Genomic DNA, 15,420 nt, shown 5'->3' on the forward strand with positions numbered 1-15,420 from the left:
TCGCCTCAGCCCTCGCGCTTTTCGAAGTCGATCCGGGGATCGACCAGCACGTACATCAGGTCGCTCAGGATCCCGACCACAAGACCGATCAGGCCGAACAGGAACAGCGTGCCGAACATCACCGGGTAATCGCGCCCCACGGCGGCCTCGAAGCCGAGACGCCCCAGCCCGTCGAGGCTGAAGATCGTCTCGATCAGGACCGAGCCGCCGAAGAACACTCCGATGAACACCGCCGGGAAGCCCGCGATCACGATCAGCATGGCGTTGCGAAAGACGTGCCCGTAAAGCACCCGGCGCTCGCCCAGACCCTTGGCGCGGGCCGTCATCACGTAATGCTTCTTGATCTCGTCGAGGAAACTGTTCTTGGTCAGAAGTGTCAGCGTCGCGAACGCGGAAATTGTCGAGGCCAGCACCGGCAGCGCGATATGCCACAGGTAGTCGAGGATCTTGCCCCCCACGCTCAACTGATCGAAATTGTCCGATGTCAGGCCGCGCAGCGGGAAAAGCTGGAAATAGCTGCCGCCCGCGAAGAGCACCAGCAGCATGATCGCGAACAGGAAGGCCGGGATCGCGTAGGCGACGACGATCAGCCCGCTGGTCCAGGTGTCGAACCTCGTGCCGTCGCCCACGGCCTTGCGGATCCCCAGCGGGATGGACACCAGATAGGCGATCAGCGTGGACCACAGCCCGAGGCTGATGCTGACCGGCATCTTCTCGAGCACAAGATCCAGAACGTCGATCTTGCGGAAGTAACTCTCACCGAAATCGAAGCGCATGTAATTCCACATCATGTTGACGAACCGCTCCAGCGGCGGCTTGTCGAGGCCGAACTGCGCTTCCAGTTCGGCGATCAGCTCGGGCGGCAGACCGCGCGCGCCTTCGTACTGGTACTCGCTGCCCGATCCGCCCAGATCCTGCCCGGTATCCGACCCAGCCCCCGAGAAGCTTTCGAAGACGTTGCCCTGACCTTGCATGTTGGCGATCATCTGCTCGACCGGGCCGCCGGGCACGAACTGCACCAGCAGGAAGTTGATGACCATGATCCCGAAAAGCGTCGGCACGATCAGCAGGATCCGCCGCAGGATATATGCGCCCATCTCAGCCGGCCCCTTCGGTCACAGCGCGCCCGCGTCGCGCAGCGCCTGTGCCTTGTCCACATCATACCACCAGAAATCCAGCACGCCGGTGGCGTATTCGGGCAGCGGATCAGGATAGGTGTACTGGTCCCAATAGGCGACCCACGACTCGTCGAGATACCATGTCGGGATCATGAAGAACTCGTAGCGCAGCGCCCGGTCGAGCGCGGTCAGCGCCACGTCCTGCGCTTCCTTGCTGCCGGATTCCAGCGCCCGGTCGATGATCGCGTCCACCATGGGGCTGGCCAGCCCGGCCGGGTTGAACAGGCTGAACGCGGCCTCTTGGCTACCATAGCGCTGATGCAGGCCGGTGCCGGCCTCAAGGAACGCGACATAGCTGTCATAGATCAGGTCGTAATCGCGGTCCCGTTCGCGCGAGGTATATTGCGCGGCGTCGATCTTGTCGAACCGCGCCTCTATCCCCATCAGCTTGAGGTTGCTGACGAAGCTTTCGACCACTGCCGACATCGTGGCGGAGCCCGACGCGGAAATCGGGATCTCGATGCGAAGCGTCTCGCCGGCGGCGTTGCGCCTTATGCCGTCATCGCCCACCGGCCAGCCGGCCTCGTCCAGCAGCCTCATGGCTCGGCGCAGGTTGCGCCGGTCGTTCAGCCGGTCGGGGTCGGAACTGTGCGCGCGCACTGCGGGTTCGATCAGCATCTCGTCGGGCACCGGCGCGTCCAGTGATTTCAGCAGCTCCAATTCCTTGCCCTCGGGCACGCCCTCGGCCTGCAGATGCGTGTCCTGCACAAAGGAGTGGCGCTGCTCGAACAGCCCGTATTGTAGCGACTGGTTGGTCCATTCGAAGTTGAATCCAAGCGCTATGGCACGCCGCACGCGCTTGTCCTGCAGCTTTTCGCGCCCGAGGTTGAACACGAACCCCGTCGGCGTGGGCGGCAGGCCGTCGGGCAGCGCCTCTGTGACGACATGACCCTGATTGGCCGCCGGGAAATCATAGCCCGTGGCCCATGTCTTGGAATTCCCCTCGGCGCGAAAGGTGTAGATGCCGGCCTTGAACGCTTCGAAGGCGGCATTGTCGTCGGCGAAATACTCGATCCGGATGCGGTCGAAATTGTGCCGCCCCTTGTTGATCGGCAGATGCCAGCCCCAGTAATCGGGGTTGCGCTCGTAGACGATGCTGCGGTTCACCTCGGAACTCTTGACTTGGTAGGGGCCCGATCCGGGCGCCGCCTCAAGGCGCGGCTCGTCCAGCCGCGCGCCTGTGTCTTCGTACCATTTGCGCGGGAAGACCGGCGTCGCGCCGACCTGGTCGATCAGCGATCGGCGCGAAATTCCAGTCGCGAAGGTGAACCTGACCCGGTGATCGTCCAGCGCCTCGGCCCCGGTCACCCGGCGCTTGACCGCCTCGGCATAGGATTGCAGCCCCTGCTCCAGGAAAAGGTTGTGCGAGAACACGACGTCATGCGCGGTTACCGTGGTGCCATCGGCGAACCGGGCCTCGGGGCGCATATGGAAAATCACCCAGGTCTTGCCGGCGTCGTATTCCAGCGTTTCGGCCAGCAGCCCGTACTGTTCGTTGTAGCGGTCGCCCGGCAAAGGCTCTCCGGTCGCCTCGGACCCGCCCAGCAGGCTTTCATAGACCATCCACGAGAGCCGCCCGGCCCGGCCCTTGCGCGAATAGGGATTCATCGAATCGAACGTGCCCGGCGCGTAAAGCGAGATCTCGCCCCCCTTCGGTGCATCGGGGTTCACGTAGTCGAAATGCGGATAGTCGGCAGGATATTTCAGATCGCCAAAGAACGAGTACCCGTGCGAGGTGATGATCGCATCATCACCCTGTGCGGCGGCGCGCCAAGGCCTGATCGTCGAAAACAGCGGTGCTGCCAGCAACGCCGTGGCCCGCAGCAAAAGCGATCGCCGGCTGACGCCTGTGTCGGGCTTGCGGGTCGGTCCGGTCATGTCATCCTCCTGCTGCCGCGCCTTGACTGAAAGCTGGCGCTTTTCTCTTCACTGGCAAGCTACGGAGAGCGGTCGGACTGTTCAAGCACAGATGAATCCGCGTAAAGGCCTGAAACCGCCACCAACGATAGCAGGCAGCGGCGGATGGCAGCGTGCCCTGCGGATCAGTTGCCGACGCTTTGCAGATACGCCATCAGGTTGGCGCGATCTTGCTGGTCCTTCAGGCCCTGATACCCCATTCGGTTGCCCGGCGCAAACTCGCGCGGATTTTCGATCCACGCGCTCAGCTTGTCGAGGGTCCAATTGCCATCGAGCCCCGCCAGCGCGTCCGAATAGTTGAACCCGTCGACAGAGGCGATGTCGCGTCCGACAACACCCACTAGATGCGGACCGACGCCGTTGCGCTCGTTCTCGATCTGGTGGCAGGCCTGACATTGACGGTAGATCCGCTGACCCGCATCCATATCGGCCGACGCGACCATCTGCGCGAACTCCGAACCGCCCTCGTCTGTCGCGGCTTCCTCGCTCACGCCCTCGTCCGATGCGGCTTCGTCGGTGACAGCCTCGTCGGTCGCACCTTCATCGGCGCCAGCCTCGTCGGTCGAGGCCTCCTCTGTCATGCCCTCGTCGGCTGTGGCTTCGTCGGCATCGGCTTCCTCGGTTGTGCCCTCATCGGTGGTAGCTTCGTCTGTGGCAGCCTCTTCGGTCGAGCCCTCATCGACTGCAACTTCATCCGCGACGGCTTCCTCGGTCATACCTTCATCGGCCGCGGCTTCGGCCCCGGAAGCCTCCGTGTCGGCGGCGGCGATCTCGATATTGTCCTCACCGTCGGACTCGTCGAGATAGGCAATCAGATTGACGCGATCCTCAGGCTTCGAAAGCCCGGCATAGCCCATGCTGGTGCCCGGCGCGTAGCCAGCGGGATTTTCGAGAAACGCGTAAAGCTCTTCGGCGGTCCAGACATCGGCGGCCTCGCTCAGCGCGCCGGAATAGTTGTAGCCATCCACCGAGCCGACCTCGCGGGCCACCACACCATAAAGATGCGGCCCGACGCCGTTCTCGCCGTCTTCGAGCATGTGACAGGCCCGGCACTGGTTGAACACGCGCTCGCCCTTCGACGGCTCTGCCGAGGCGAACATCTGCGCCAGATCGGGATCTTCCTCCGCCGGTTCCTGCTCGGCCTCGTCCGCGCCGGTGTCGATCACGTAGCCTTGGGCATGATCGTCGCCGTGCCCACCCGTGGAATAGATCGCCTCTGCGGCCCAGCCTCCCAGCAGGAAGACGAGCAGCGACCCGCAGAGGGCGCCAGCGGACTTTGTCAGTGTCATCGTGTCGAACATTGGCTCGCTTTCGTTGGCTCCTTTAATTGGCGTTGTATCTAGCCGCTTCCCCTATCGCCTTGCAAGGTGTAGTTTCCGCGACCAATCGCCCGTCATTCCCACCTCCCGAGAGATGACCCATCATGCGCAACGCGATCGCCTTCCAGGGAGAGCTTGGGGCCTATTCCCATCAGGCCTGCCACGACACCCATCCCGGGATGGAGCCCCTGCCCTGCCGCACCTTCGAGGATGCCATCGCGGCCGTTCGCGAGGGGCAGGCGGATCTGGCGATGCTGCCGGTCGACAATTCCACCTTCGGGCGCGTGGCCGACATCCATCACCTGCTGCCCGAATCGGGGCTGCATATTGTCGACGAGGCCTTCGTGCGGGTACATATCAACCTGCTGGCGCTGCCCGGCGTGCGCCTCGACCAGATCGAAAGCGCGGTCAGTCACACCATGCTGCTGGGCCAGTGCCGCGCCTTTCTGGAACGCCACGACATCCGCCGGGTGACCGCCGCCGACACCGCCGGCGCGGCGCGCCATGTGGCCGAGACGGGCCGGCCCGAGCTTGCGGCGCTGGCCAGCGATCTGGCCGGCGAGATCCACGGCCTCGACGTGATCGCCCATCACATCGAGGATCAAAGCACCAACACCACGCGGTTCCTCGTAATGGCGCGCGAGCCGGATTTTGCCCGCCGCGGCGGCGACGGGATGATGACCACGCTGGTCTTCCGCCTGCGCTCGATCCCCGCGGCGCTTTACAAGGCGCTTGGCGGCTTCGCGACCAACGGCGTCAACCTGACCAAGCTCGAAAGCTACATCCTCGACGGCAATTTCAACGTCGCGCAGTTCTATGCCGATATCGAGGGCCATCCCGAGGACGCGCCCGTCGCCCGCGCGCTGGACGAGCTGGATTACTTCACCTCGGACATCACCATCCTCGGCGTCTACCCGGCCGACCCGCGCCGCTACGAAGGTACCTGAGCCGTGGCGACTACGGCGTCAGGCGCATCACGCTGACCGACTGACTGACCAGCCACGCCTCGGCCCAGGTTTCCATGAAGGCGACGTCGCCCGCATCGCGGCCCGCGCCGATCACCGCGGCGCCGTCGCTGCCGCTCATGCCGGTCGCGTCCACCATGTGCCACGCGCCCTCCAGCCAGACCTGCGCGACGGCGTGAAAGTCCGGCGGATCGACGTCCGGCGCGTAGCACGACACGTAGCGCGCCGGAATGCCCGACGCCCGCGCCAGCGCGCAGACGACATGGGCATAATCGCGACACACCCCCTCGCGGGTGACGAACGTGTCCTGCGCCGTGGTGGTAGCGGAACTCGACGGCACGTAGCACAGCTTGTCGGCCACCCAGTCGCGGATCGCGGCGACTTTGCGGCCGCCGTCGAGCCCGCCGAAGCGCCGCACGGCGAAGGTCTGGAACAGATCCGACGGGCAGAACCGCGAGGAGCGCAGGTAGCTCAGCGCCTCGCCGGACAGCTCATGCACGGGCGTCCGTCCAAGCTGTTCCAGCCGCGGCGCGGGGCGCGTCACGTCCACCGTCCCGCGGTAGCGCAGCCGCAATTCGCCACCCTCCACCCGCGCCCAAGTACGGTGGCCCAGCCCGGCCTCGCCATCTACCCGCCTGATCTCGGCCTGCGCGATCTCGAGATGATCCTCGATCACGGTCTGGCCGGCGACGCGCGCGGCCTCCAGTACCAGCAACACCATCGGGTCGCCACCCAACCGGTACTGCATCCGCACATCGATTCCGAAATGCATGTGCGCCGTCCTTTCCCCAGGGCCCCGCTGCGCAGGACGGGATCACGCGTGGCTCTTGAAGCGATCCTCAACATCGATGGCGAACTCGGCCACGCGCAGCCGGAATCGCCGCGTCAGATTGCCGCGCATCAGCTTGATGGGCTGCATCATCACCCGTCCCGCAAGGCCCTGCGCCTCGAGCGTCAGAGCGACGGTCAGCCGCGTTCGCCCTTCAGGCAGTGCTGCCAGATCGACCTGCATGCGCCCGGTGATCGCCGGCGATCCAAGATCGAGCGCGATGGCGCGCGGCGGATCATGCGCGACCACTTCAAGATCAAGCTCGCGCCGGCGCTCGCGCAGGAGGAAACTCGCCTGCCAACGCATGCCGATACCCGGCGCGGGCAGCGTGTTGGTACGCCGCACCTCTGCGCCGCGCCGGCGCGCCGCGCGCTCGAACGCCGCGAAATCGGTGACCTCGCCGAACACCACCTCGATCGGGGCGCCGATATCCTCGCTGGTAGTGAAGTTCATCCGCGCGTCTTCCCGCCATTGGCGCCTGCCATGAGCAGTTTCCCTTCAATCCAGCCTGTCGGCAAGCCAGTTCTGCAACAGGAAATGCGCGATCGCCCCCTTGCGGGCAGGCAGCAGACCGGGATCCTCGCCCGCGAAGGCCGCAAGCATTACCTCGCGGCTCACCCAGCGGGCCGCCTCGATCTCGTGCGGATCGACGGTGATCTCGCGGCTCAGCGCCTCGGCGTGACAGCCCAGCATCAGCGAGGCCGGAAACGGCCAAGGCTGGCTTGCAAGATAGGCGACTCGCCCGATCCGAACGTTCACCTCTTCGGCGACCTCGCGGCGCACGGCGGCCTCGATCGTCTCGCCCGGCTCGACGAACCCCGCGAGCAGCGAATACATGCCTTCGGGCCAGCCCGGCGATCGCCCGACAAGTACCGAGTTGCCATGCGTGACCAGCATGATCACCACCGGATCCGTGCGCGGGAAATGCCGCGCACAGCAAGCGTCGCAATACCTCTGCCAGCCGGCGTTGATCATCCGGCTTTGGGCGCCGCATTGCGCACAGAAGCGATGCGACCGGTGCCAGCCGAACAACGCCTTTCCGGTCGCCGCGAGTTCCGAGTCGCGCGGCGTCAGAAGGGTCATCACCCGGCGCAGATCGGCAAAGGCGCTGCCTGCGGGCAGATCGGGATGCACCTGGTCGGCGGCATCGAGAAAGGTGTCGGCCGGATCGCCGGTCCAGCCCGCGGGGACCCAGTCGGAAATGTCCTGCGCCAGGATCAACGCGCCCGTCGCGTCGCGCCCGAGCAGCAGCCGCGGCCCGGGATGACGCGCCAACACCGGATGCGCGCAGGGCACGCATATCACCCGGTCGAGCGTCCCCGACGCCACCAATGGCTTGCCCTGCCAGAAGACCAGCGAGCGGGCATGCCCCTGCGCCACGGCAGCGTCGATGGCGGCGGTATCGCCGCGCAGCGTGTCGGCGCGATCCAGCCCCGAGCCTCCGAACGTCACCTGTTCCGCCTTCCGCATCGGGGCCTCTTTCTGGCTGTCGTCACCCAGTCTCGTTCCTTCACTCCGCTTTCGAGGCGGGGAATGCAAGATCCGCGCCAGGACAAGCGGGATCCGCTGTCGTAGAAACGCCACAACCCGCCGCATTAACCACCGTACGCTCCCACGTTACTGTTGCTAATTCAGAAACAATTGGCAACGCTTGCCCGGTGCCCGAATTCCGGGTCACGTGTGAAGAGTTCAGTAAACCAAGGCCCTGTTTTGACCGATTCCATACCGAGTGCCCAGACCGGCGATGTCAGCCCGGCGACCCTTCACTTGCGTGTTCTCGCAACCTCGGACGTGCATGGCCATGTCCTGCCCTTCGACTACTTCACCAATGCCGAAAACCGCCCCCACGGTCTGGCCCGGATCGCCACGCTTGTGCGCCGCGCCCGCGTCGAGGCCGGTGACGAGAACTGTCTTCTGCTCGACAATGGCGATTTCCTGCAGGGCACCGCGCTCAGCGATCTGACACCGCAACCCGGTCAGGGATGGCGTGGGCAACACCCGGTGCTGCGGGCGATGAACAAGATGGGCTACGACGCCGCCACGCTCGGCAATCACGAGTTCAATTTCGGTCTCGACTGGCTGCGCGGCGCGCTGCGCGAGGCCGAGTTTCCCCTGACCTGCGCCAACGCGGTCACGCGGCGCGGCGTCACGCCGCTCGAGGACACAACATTCGTGCCGCCCTACATCGTCCTGACCCGCCGGGTGCGCGACGCCGCCGGTACGGCCCACACCCTGCGCATCGGATTGATCGGGCTGACCCCGCCACAGATCACCACATGGGACCGCGCCCATCTGACCGACCGGCTGACGGCGCGCGACATGCTCGACTGCGCGCGGGCCTGGGTCCCGGTGATCCGCGCCAAGGGCGCGGACCTGGTGATCGCGCTGGCCCATACCGGCATCGGCACCGACACGGATCCGTCGCGGCCAGAGGAGCGGATGCAGGAGAACGCGGCGCGCGCGCTCGCGCAGATCCCCGGCATCGACGCGATCATCGCCGGGCACAGTCACCGCACCTTTCCGGGGGCCGATCATGCCGCCATTCCCGGCGCCGATAACGATCGCGGTACGCTGTGCGACGTGCCCTGCGTGCTGCCGGGCTTCGGTGGCTCGCACCTTGGCCAGCTCGACATCGACCTGACTCGTCGCGAGGGACGCTGGCAGGTCACGTCGCATCACGCCCGGCTGCATCCGACCGAAGGGGTCGCGCCCTGCCTGCGCCTCGTCCGGTCGCTGGGTCGCGCCCATGCACACACGGTCAAGCTGGCCGACCGCGTCCTCGCCCGCACGTCGCAGCCGATCCACAGCTACCTGTCGCTGGTACGCAACGGGCTTGCCACCCAGATCGCCAACGACGCGCAGCGCGCGGCCCTCCAAGACGCGCTGCGGCAGACCCCCTATGCCGACCTGCCTGTGCTGTCGGCATCGCCGGCCTTCAAGACTGGCGGGCTGGGCGGGCCGGAGAATTTCACCGACATCCCGGCCGGCGCGTTGAAGATGCGCAACATCGTCGATCTTTACGGGTTTCCCAACACGCTTTGCGGTCTGCTCGTCACGGGCACGGATCTGCGCGACTGGCTGGAGCGGTCGGCGATCTGCTTCAACAGGATCATCCCCGGGCGCCCGGGGCAGCGGCTGCTGGACTGCGACATGCCGGGCCACAGCTTCGACGTGATCGACGGGCTGGGCTACCGCATAGACCTCACCCGGCCGGCGCGGTTCGACGCCGCCGGCCAGGTGGTCGCACCGCAGGCGAACCGCATACGGGATCTGACATACAGGGGCCGACCGGTCGGCGATAACGACCGCTTCGTGATCGCGACCAACAGCTACCGCGCCTGGGGCGGCGGGCCGTTCCGCGCATTCGCCATGCACGCCCTCGTCCATTGCGGCGAGCGTCCCGTCCGCGACCTGATCGTCGATCACGTCAAGGGGCAGGGCATGCTCACGAAACGGCCTCGCGACACGTGGGGATTCATGCCCCTGCCCGGCACCCGTGTCGAGATCGAGACCGGTCCCGGCCTGCGCGCCTATCCAGACGACATCACCGCCTTGGGCGCCATCGATCTCGGGATCGGCCAATCTGGGTTCCTTCGGCTGCGCATCCCGCTGGGACGCTGCAACAACAGGGCAGCCCTTGCGAATCCCGTATTGGGGGCGTATGTCATGCTTCGAGAGGTTGGTGCGGGCAAGCTCCTCGCCAACCCGGTCAGATCCGGAAGGAAGCAGCCGTAACGAGCCTAGCTTGGGTCGTTGTCCAACCTCTCACCCTTATATCCCAATAAGCGATTGACAACGAATATACCTCTTGCAAGCAAGACCGTGTGACCGTTTAAAGGTTACAGCGTTGGTTACAAGGGCCGATGGGCATGGCGAGAAAGTCAGGCACCCGGTGGATCTCAGCGGGCCCTGCCATGCCCGGCTGGGGGTGCCGACAGGCCTGCGGGGTCTCATCAACTGGACCGGGCGGCGCAGCCGGTGGGGTGGCGACTACCGGCAGGCGAGCAGCGTGTGATCTGGTGCCACCGCAAAGCCTCAACACCAGATCGCCCTTGCCAAGCAGAAGGACGGTGCAGGCAAGGCGAAGACCGGCCTGGCCCGTTAGCCTCTGGTACCTGACCGGATCGCTGCGAGCCATTGCATGCAGCGGCTGGCCCGCGACGATGAACTCCGCAATGATCCAAGCTGGCCATCAGTGGTCATTTATGATCTTTTTGTGCAGCGACTACACGAGGCTAGTGCAAGCAAGGTCGACGATGCGCAGGCCGATCTGGTTGGTGCGCAGATCAAGCGTTTCCGCGCCGTTGGCGATCTCGACGCAGACCATGGCAGCAATCAATGGCGGGGGATCGTCCTTGCCCTTTTCGGGTCAGAGCGCAAGGCACTCGAACGGGTGGCAAGGCGCGACGAGGGCGATTTCACCGGAACCTCTGGCGCGCCCGTCAGCATCCTTCGCGTCGGTCTTGTTCGGTGCCATGTCGAGCACAGCCTTGGCATGACGCGCGTCAATGCAGATCGCCGGTCGTCCTCTGGCGCTGAGTGCGTGATAGAACCACACAGACAGCGGACACGTCTCGGAACACGACACGCTTCACCGCCGGCGCCCGTTTGCGAATGAGTGCCGCAATTGCCGTCGGATCGGTGATGGACAAGTTCGTGAAGCAGGACACTCACGTCTTCGGCGTCACGCGGGTCCCATGGTCTGACAAGCAGGATCTCGGCTTGCCCGAGGTCGTAAAGACCGCGGAGACGACCCCGCTGAAAACTTGACGTCGCGCTGTGCCGGGCTCTGGCTTCGGCTTCGCTGACCATGCGAATGCGGGGATGGAGAACGGCGTTTCCCTGAACGAATTGATGGACACGCTGGCCGCAGAATCGTTTGCCCCGACACAACGCGATGCGGCGCGCGGCAAAGGCAACGCGACCCGCAAAAGGCATACCGGCAACAAGCCGCCGTTGAGCTTTCTGTAGAGGGACTTTCTTGGCTTGGCGAAAGGCTTCAGGCGGCGTTCGACAAGCATGGTACGGTGCCCCAAGACACGCTCCATCAGCTGGACTGGCCGGTGCTGCCGGATCTCTCGCCAGAAGGCGGTGGCTGACCATAGGCATCAACCTCGTTATCGCCGTCACCGACGGGGACTGGTTCGAGATGCTGCGGGGGCAGCCGGACCTCGACGAGGTGAATTTCTGGGCGCCGTCGGCTGCCAACTTTCGCGCACTTCAGCCGGGTGAGCTATTCCTGTTCAAACTGCATGCGCCGCGCAACTTGATTGTGGGCGGCGGCATCTTCGCCTACGCCAATGCGCTCCCGTGTTCGCTGGCCTGAGAAGCCTTTGGCGAGGCGAACGGAGTTCGGTCGGCGCAAGAGATGACGTGCCAGAATCGCCAAGTATCGCCGTATCGATCCAGACGACCGTAGTGACTTTCACATCGGTTGCCGCATACTGACCCAACCATTCTTTTTCGAAGATTGCGATTGGATACCTGTCCCTGACAGCTGGTGTCGGAATATTGTGTCTTTCAAGACCTACAACACCACCAAAACAGAGGGTCTGATGCTTTGGGATGCCGTCAACGATCGCATTCAGCGTTCGCTGGTGCCGGGCTTGGCAGAACCTGCAGAACGCTGGGGCGAACCGCAGCTGGTTCAGCCGCGCTTGGGACAAGGCGCATTTCGAGTTCTTGTCACGGACATTTATCGGCGGCGCTGCGCCGTCAACAATGAGCGAACTCTACCAGCGTTGGATGCTGCGCACGTCCGTCCTTATGCACACGGTGGCGCGCACGAAGCGAGCAACGGGCTTCGGCTCCGGCGGGATGTCCACAGCTTGTTTGACGCGGGGTATGCGCGCGCAGGATCTGCTGTCCGCATCCGTAACAACGGTAGCACCGAGCTATTCTGACGGTGAAAGTTCGATCTGTGTTCCGTCTCGCAAATGCCACTGGTATCGAAGTGTTCAACTGCAACCTCGGAAAAAGAAATCTATTTCATGCAGTTGCAAGATGTTCACCAAATCGGCCCAGTCACGAGGTCCAGAGAAAATCGGCTCTGAGAGAGCGCTTTCGGGCCTCTTGGCACCGGAGCCAGTGCTCAGCCTGATCCGTATAACCCTCCGAAAGAACGAGAAAATCCGGCCGCAGCCGGATAGGGAGAACGCTTTCGCAGGGGCAAGTGGCGGAGGGGGTGGGCCTGAAAGACAACCTTCTCCACCCTCTAAGCTATTGTTTTAATTTCTGCGACTGGTGGTTTGGATCGTCATTTGGTTCAGTCGCGACTGGCAGGAACATGGCTGGACCAGTGTGTCCGCAGCCTACACTCCATGGGCTGCCGTCGTGTCAAGGTATGCGAGGGACGCTCCCACCACGGCCATCGTGCGATCCGACGCGCGTGCAAAAGCTGCTTTCATTCGAAAATCCTTGCCAGAGGATGCCCTGGACGGCAGCATCACCCTCAACGAGGTCCCTCTTGAGAAAGATGGGGGCACTCGTCAGCCAAGAAGGTTAGGTGGACAGCTGAACAAGCCGTATGAGAAGCTGGAGATGGGCGACGAACACGACCAAGATAAGGATCAGGAGGTCCACAACGCTCGGGAGAGCGACAGGGGCCGACACATGGGCTTTGATAGGCCATGAGCGATACCGAGGGCGACCCAGTAAACCCCGAGGAATTGATTGGACTTGGCCAAGTTTATTCGGAACAGCCGGATCGATGCACCGGATAGTGAGGGCTTATCAACGCTGCGGGTCGTTGACCGCGAAAAAGTGCAACCTCTAAAATGATATAAGAACATGCAGGAAGATTGATTATGCCATTTTCTTTAATCAAATTTTCGGTATTTCGACCAGCTTCTGCGCGGAATGCATTCCAATCATTCATGATCGCAATGAGCACCTTTTGTCTCTCGGCTCTGGTAGCCTTTCCCCAGACAGGCGCGGCTCAGTCTCGGGACGCAGCGCAAAACGCGATAGATCGTCTGGCGAGGGGGGACCGGATCGGCGCGATTGCAACGGCACTGCAAGCAATCCCGGATGATTCATCACTGGCAGGCGCAGAGTTGATCGAGGCGACATGGCGTGCAGTGCATTCAAGATCAATTGTTGTGGATGACAACAGGCCCTACACCGCTGCCGTCGATCCCAGCGGAACGCGAATGCTGTTGGCAAGTGCTGAAGGCTTCACGGGCGATCTTGCCAGCCATGCACCAGCCAGCCTTGTTGATCTATCGACCGACACGCTCCTGGGCCAAGCGATCCCAGCACCAGAGATCGACTCTGAAATGATGCAGCGTCAATCGCATTCGATCGGTTTCTCGCCGGATGGGCGTTTTGCTTCAATCATGATGATGTCGCGGAATGCGGTGATCCTGCTTGACGCACGCGACGGCCAGCGCCACGCGTTGCTGGAGGCACCGGGGCCGGATTTTGGAATGACCACGCTCATTTTCCCCGTCGGTTTTTCGCCCGATAGCACACGTTTTGCCGCCGGCGGCCCGCTAGGTCTTTTCTTTTGGGACACCACATCTGGGGAGTTGGTTAATCAATTTACATTTCCGCCTGCCAGCGACGGTACGATGGTGATGCCGATGGCGTGGGGTCCAAATGAAGAAATTTATGGCGTGAGGGGTGATCAACAAAACGAAGCTGAACTGATCGTGATAGAGAATGGAACGGTTCGGGTTATGAATACTGGTCTATCCGCCGCTTCCTACCGGTTGCACATCTCGCCAGACGGTAAGGTTCTTGCGATCGACAATCACGCGTCAACAGAGCTCTTTGACACTGAAGGAAACCCGCTTGCCTCTCTCCCGCCATCCCGCACCGGAAGGTTTGTACGCGGCGGAACCGCCTATGCAGTCTACAACCTCCAGGAAATGGGAACCACTGCGGCAGCGACCCTTCGCGTCTTCACCTTGAATGGCCAGGAACTTGACCCGCAGCCCTCGGATTACGGCGGATTTGACCATCACGTGTTCTCGCCGGAAGGCAAGATTCTGGGCAGTTCGATCTGGGGAACACCGGTGACGTATGTGGGTCAGGCAATGAACAACGCGCAAGAACTGACCGATTTGGCGCGCTCCCTGGTGCCACAAGGATACATTCTTGAGACAACCGCCGCATCAACTGCGTCAGACAGTGCAACACCGGACCCCATTCTGATGTCGCGTCAATTCGCCTTTGCGGCCGATGCGGCACTTGGCACAGGAGGCAGGGCCGGTGCAATTGTCGCGGCTCTCAAAGGGCTGCCGGGTGACCCGACCCAGAGCGATTTTGAGATGTTCGAAGACGCGCATCTGATGTTGTTTCGTGCGGTGGCAGCCAGAACATTGCGCACCGCGCTGGATTTTCCAGCGGGCGCGGTCGTTGATCCGACAGGCCAGCGTATGGCTGTTGCCGCGTACCAGCCCGGCTTGAAGCCCGGACCCGTTTTTCTGCTCGACACCCGCGACGGAAATCGAGTGGCCGACCTTACCTTGCCCGACGGGCCTGCGGTCCTCGTGCATCCGTCGAATCATACACCAAACTACGCGCCAGATGGGACAATCCTTGCCATCATGCCGTCCGTCGGTGGGCAAATGCATCTCTTCAATGGCCAGACCGGCGCATATATTCGTCCCTTGGTCTTACCGGGCGCCGCCTACACACCTTTTTATGGTTTCGCGGATATTGGCTTCTCGTCGGATGGACAAAGCTATGCTGCTGTTAGTGATGGCAGCTTGTACATCTTTGAGGTTTCAACGGGTAATCTGCTCCTTCAGCGGACATTGCCAAGTCGATACGGGTTTGTGCCCGTGGGATGGGGATCGCGAGGCGGTTTGTTCTTTTCCAGTATACCAACCGTTGAGAATGCAACAGCACAAATCCTGCGCTTTGAGAACGGGTCGTTCCAGAAGCATTTCGACATTTTCGACGCGTCCGGCCGCCCGGCGAACTCCGTCCTTATTTCAGGTCCCTTCTCGATCTGTGTGGGTTGGCGGGCTCACCGAGGCTTGAGCGGGCGCTACATTTTGTGCGTCCGGTAGGCGCGGCCGGCGCGTAGACCTCACCCATCGCAGCGACGGACGCGCCGGGCGATGTTGGCCTGCACGTAGTCTTTGAGTAGCCTTCGGCCGTTCTGAGCGATGGAGGGCGGAATGGAGCCGGAGACGAGCCTTTTCACGATGGCGCTTGGGCTGGAGGCGCCGTGGTATGTCGATGATGTGGCGTTTGACGCG

General features: G+C 63.1%; 12 protein-coding genes, 1 other RNA gene and 3 pseudogenes. 8 read left to right on the plus strand and 8 right to left on the minus strand.

Annotated elements, in window-relative coordinates:
- Positions 1-5: 5 nt before the first annotated feature.
- The 3 genes from V8324_RS06845 to V8324_RS06855 form a co-directional block, all read right to left on the minus strand.
- Complete coding sequence (locus V8324_RS06845; protein WP_336419183.1) at positions 6-1,097, minus strand: microcin C ABC transporter permease YejB; 1,092 nt, start codon at positions 1,095-1,097, stop codon at positions 6-8.
- A gap of 18 nt (positions 1,098-1,115) precedes the next feature.
- Positions 1,116-3,056 (minus strand): extracellular solute-binding protein, encoded by a 1,941-nt coding sequence (locus V8324_RS06850; protein WP_336419184.1) that lies wholly within the window; start codon positions 3,054-3,056, stop codon positions 1,116-1,118.
- Positions 3,057-3,220: 164 nt separating this feature from the next.
- Positions 3,221-4,384 carry a c-type cytochrome gene (locus V8324_RS06855; protein WP_336419185.1) on the minus strand — a complete coding sequence of 388 codons (1,164 nt, stop codon included), beginning with the start codon at positions 4,382-4,384 and terminating at the stop codon, positions 3,221-3,223.
- 134 nt (positions 4,385-4,518) lie between these two features.
- Here V8324_RS06855 and V8324_RS06860 point away from each other — a divergent pair, with 134 nt between their 5' ends.
- Entirely contained in the window at positions 4,519-5,361 is an 843-nt protein-coding gene (locus V8324_RS06860) for a prephenate dehydratase (protein ID WP_336419186.1), read from the plus strand.
- 10 nt (positions 5,362-5,371) lie between these two features.
- Here V8324_RS06860 and V8324_RS06865 read toward each other — a convergent pair whose 3' ends face one another.
- From V8324_RS06865 to nudC, 3 genes are read right to left on the minus strand one after another with little or no spacing between them, the layout of a single operon-like run.
- The gene (locus tag V8324_RS06865) at positions 5,372-6,151 is read right to left on the minus strand and encodes a transglutaminase-like domain-containing protein (protein ID WP_336419187.1); all 780 of its coding nucleotides are present in this window, start codon (positions 6,149-6,151) and stop codon (positions 5,372-5,374) included.
- A 42-nt stretch (positions 6,152-6,193) separates the two neighbouring features.
- Entirely contained in the window at positions 6,194-6,661 is a 468-nt protein-coding gene (locus tag V8324_RS06870) for an SRPBCC family protein (protein ID WP_336419188.1), read from the minus strand.
- A 45-nt stretch (positions 6,662-6,706) separates the two neighbouring features.
- A complete protein-coding gene (gene nudC, locus V8324_RS06875) occupies positions 6,707-7,678 on the minus strand; it encodes an NAD(+) diphosphatase (RefSeq protein WP_336419189.1) in 972 nt (323 codons plus the stop codon).
- A 321-nt stretch (positions 7,679-7,999) separates the two neighbouring features.
- Between nudC and V8324_RS22350 the strand changes: the two are divergent.
- The 3 genes and pseudogenes from V8324_RS22350 to V8324_RS06890 form a co-directional block, all read left to right on the plus strand.
- Positions 8,000-9,676, plus strand: a pseudogene (locus V8324_RS22350) (bifunctional 2',3'-cyclic-nucleotide 2'-phosphodiesterase/3'-nucleotidase); the annotation flags it as partial.
- 205 nt (positions 9,677-9,881) lie between these two features.
- An RNA gene (gene ffs / locus V8324_RS06885) (signal recognition particle sRNA small type) lies at positions 9,882-9,978 on the plus strand.
- 77 nt (positions 9,979-10,055) lie between these two features.
- Positions 10,056-10,223 carry a hypothetical protein gene (locus tag V8324_RS06890; protein ID WP_336419191.1) on the plus strand — a complete coding sequence of 56 codons (168 nt, stop codon included), beginning with the start codon at positions 10,056-10,058 and terminating at the stop codon, positions 10,221-10,223.
- 417 nt (positions 10,224-10,640) lie between these two features.
- Here the strand turns inward: V8324_RS06890 and V8324_RS06895 are convergent.
- Together V8324_RS06895 and V8324_RS06900 are read right to left on the minus strand one after the other, a co-directional pair.
- Positions 10,641-10,851: pseudogene (locus tag V8324_RS06895) on the minus strand (IS110 family transposase); the annotation flags it as partial.
- A gap of 40 nt (positions 10,852-10,891) precedes the next feature.
- Positions 10,892-11,020 (minus strand): annotated as a pseudogene (locus V8324_RS06900) (DUF6647 family protein); the annotation flags it as partial.
- Between the two features lie 12 nt (positions 11,021-11,032).
- Here V8324_RS06900 and V8324_RS06905 point away from each other — a divergent pair.
- The 4 genes from V8324_RS06905 (at position 11,033) to V8324_RS06920 (ending at position 15,228) form a co-directional block, all read left to right on the plus strand.
- Positions 11,033-11,179, plus strand: a complete 147-nt coding sequence (locus tag V8324_RS06905) for a hypothetical protein (RefSeq protein ID WP_336419198.1) — start codon at positions 11,033-11,035, stop codon at positions 11,177-11,179.
- Positions 11,180-11,357: 178 nt separating this feature from the next.
- Positions 11,358-11,534 (plus strand): hypothetical protein, encoded by a 177-nt coding sequence (locus tag V8324_RS06910; protein ID WP_336419192.1) that lies wholly within the window; start codon positions 11,358-11,360, stop codon positions 11,532-11,534.
- Between the two features lie 229 nt (positions 11,535-11,763).
- The gene (locus tag V8324_RS06915) at positions 11,764-12,111 is read left to right on the plus strand and encodes an HNH endonuclease (protein ID WP_336419193.1); all 348 of its coding nucleotides are present in this window, start codon (positions 11,764-11,766) and stop codon (positions 12,109-12,111) included.
- A gap of 972 nt (positions 12,112-13,083) precedes the next feature.
- On the plus strand, positions 13,084-15,228 hold the full coding sequence (locus V8324_RS06920) for a WD40 repeat domain-containing protein (RefSeq protein WP_336419194.1): 2,145 nt from the start codon (positions 13,084-13,086) through the stop codon (positions 15,226-15,228).
- Positions 15,229-15,420 lie beyond the last annotated feature (192 nt).

Origin of the sequence: Roseovarius sp. D22-M7 (assembly GCF_037083785.1) — a bacterium.
GTDB lineage: Bacteria > Pseudomonadota > Alphaproteobacteria > Rhodobacterales > Rhodobacteraceae > Roseovarius.

Excerpts from the sequence above, each read along its gene's own strand:
- V8324_RS06845 (WP_336419183.1), bottom strand. The coding sequence starts at position 1,097 with ATGGGCGCATATATCCTGCGGCGGATCCTGCTGATCGTGCCGACGCTT.
- V8324_RS06850 (WP_336419184.1), bottom strand. The coding sequence starts at position 3,056 with ATGACCGGACCGACCCGCAAGCCCGACACAGGCGTCAGCCGGCGATCG.
- V8324_RS06855 (WP_336419185.1), bottom strand. The coding sequence starts at position 4,384 with ATGACACTGACAAAGTCCGCTGGCGCCCTCTGCGGGTCGCTGCTCGTC.
- V8324_RS06860 (WP_336419186.1), top strand. The coding sequence starts at position 4,519 with ATGCGCAACGCGATCGCCTTCCAGGGAGAGCTTGGGGCCTATTCCCAT.
- V8324_RS06865 (WP_336419187.1), bottom strand. The coding sequence starts at position 6,151 with ATGCATTTCGGAATCGATGTGCGGATGCAGTACCGGTTGGGTGGCGAC.
- V8324_RS06870 (WP_336419188.1), bottom strand. The coding sequence starts at position 6,661 with ATGAACTTCACTACCAGCGAGGATATCGGCGCCCCGATCGAGGTGGTG.
- nudC (WP_336419189.1), bottom strand. The coding sequence starts at position 7,678 with ATGCGGAAGGCGGAACAGGTGACGTTCGGAGGCTCGGGGCTGGATCGC.
- V8324_RS06905 (WP_336419198.1), top strand. The coding sequence starts at position 11,033 with ATGGAGAACGGCGTTTCCCTGAACGAATTGATGGACACGCTGGCCGCA.
- V8324_RS06910 (WP_336419192.1), top strand. The coding sequence starts at position 11,358 with ATGCTGCGGGGGCAGCCGGACCTCGACGAGGTGAATTTCTGGGCGCCG.
- V8324_RS06915 (WP_336419193.1), top strand. The coding sequence starts at position 11,764 with ATGCTTTGGGATGCCGTCAACGATCGCATTCAGCGTTCGCTGGTGCCG.
- V8324_RS06920 (WP_336419194.1), top strand. The coding sequence starts at position 13,084 with ATGATCGCAATGAGCACCTTTTGTCTCTCGGCTCTGGTAGCCTTTCCC.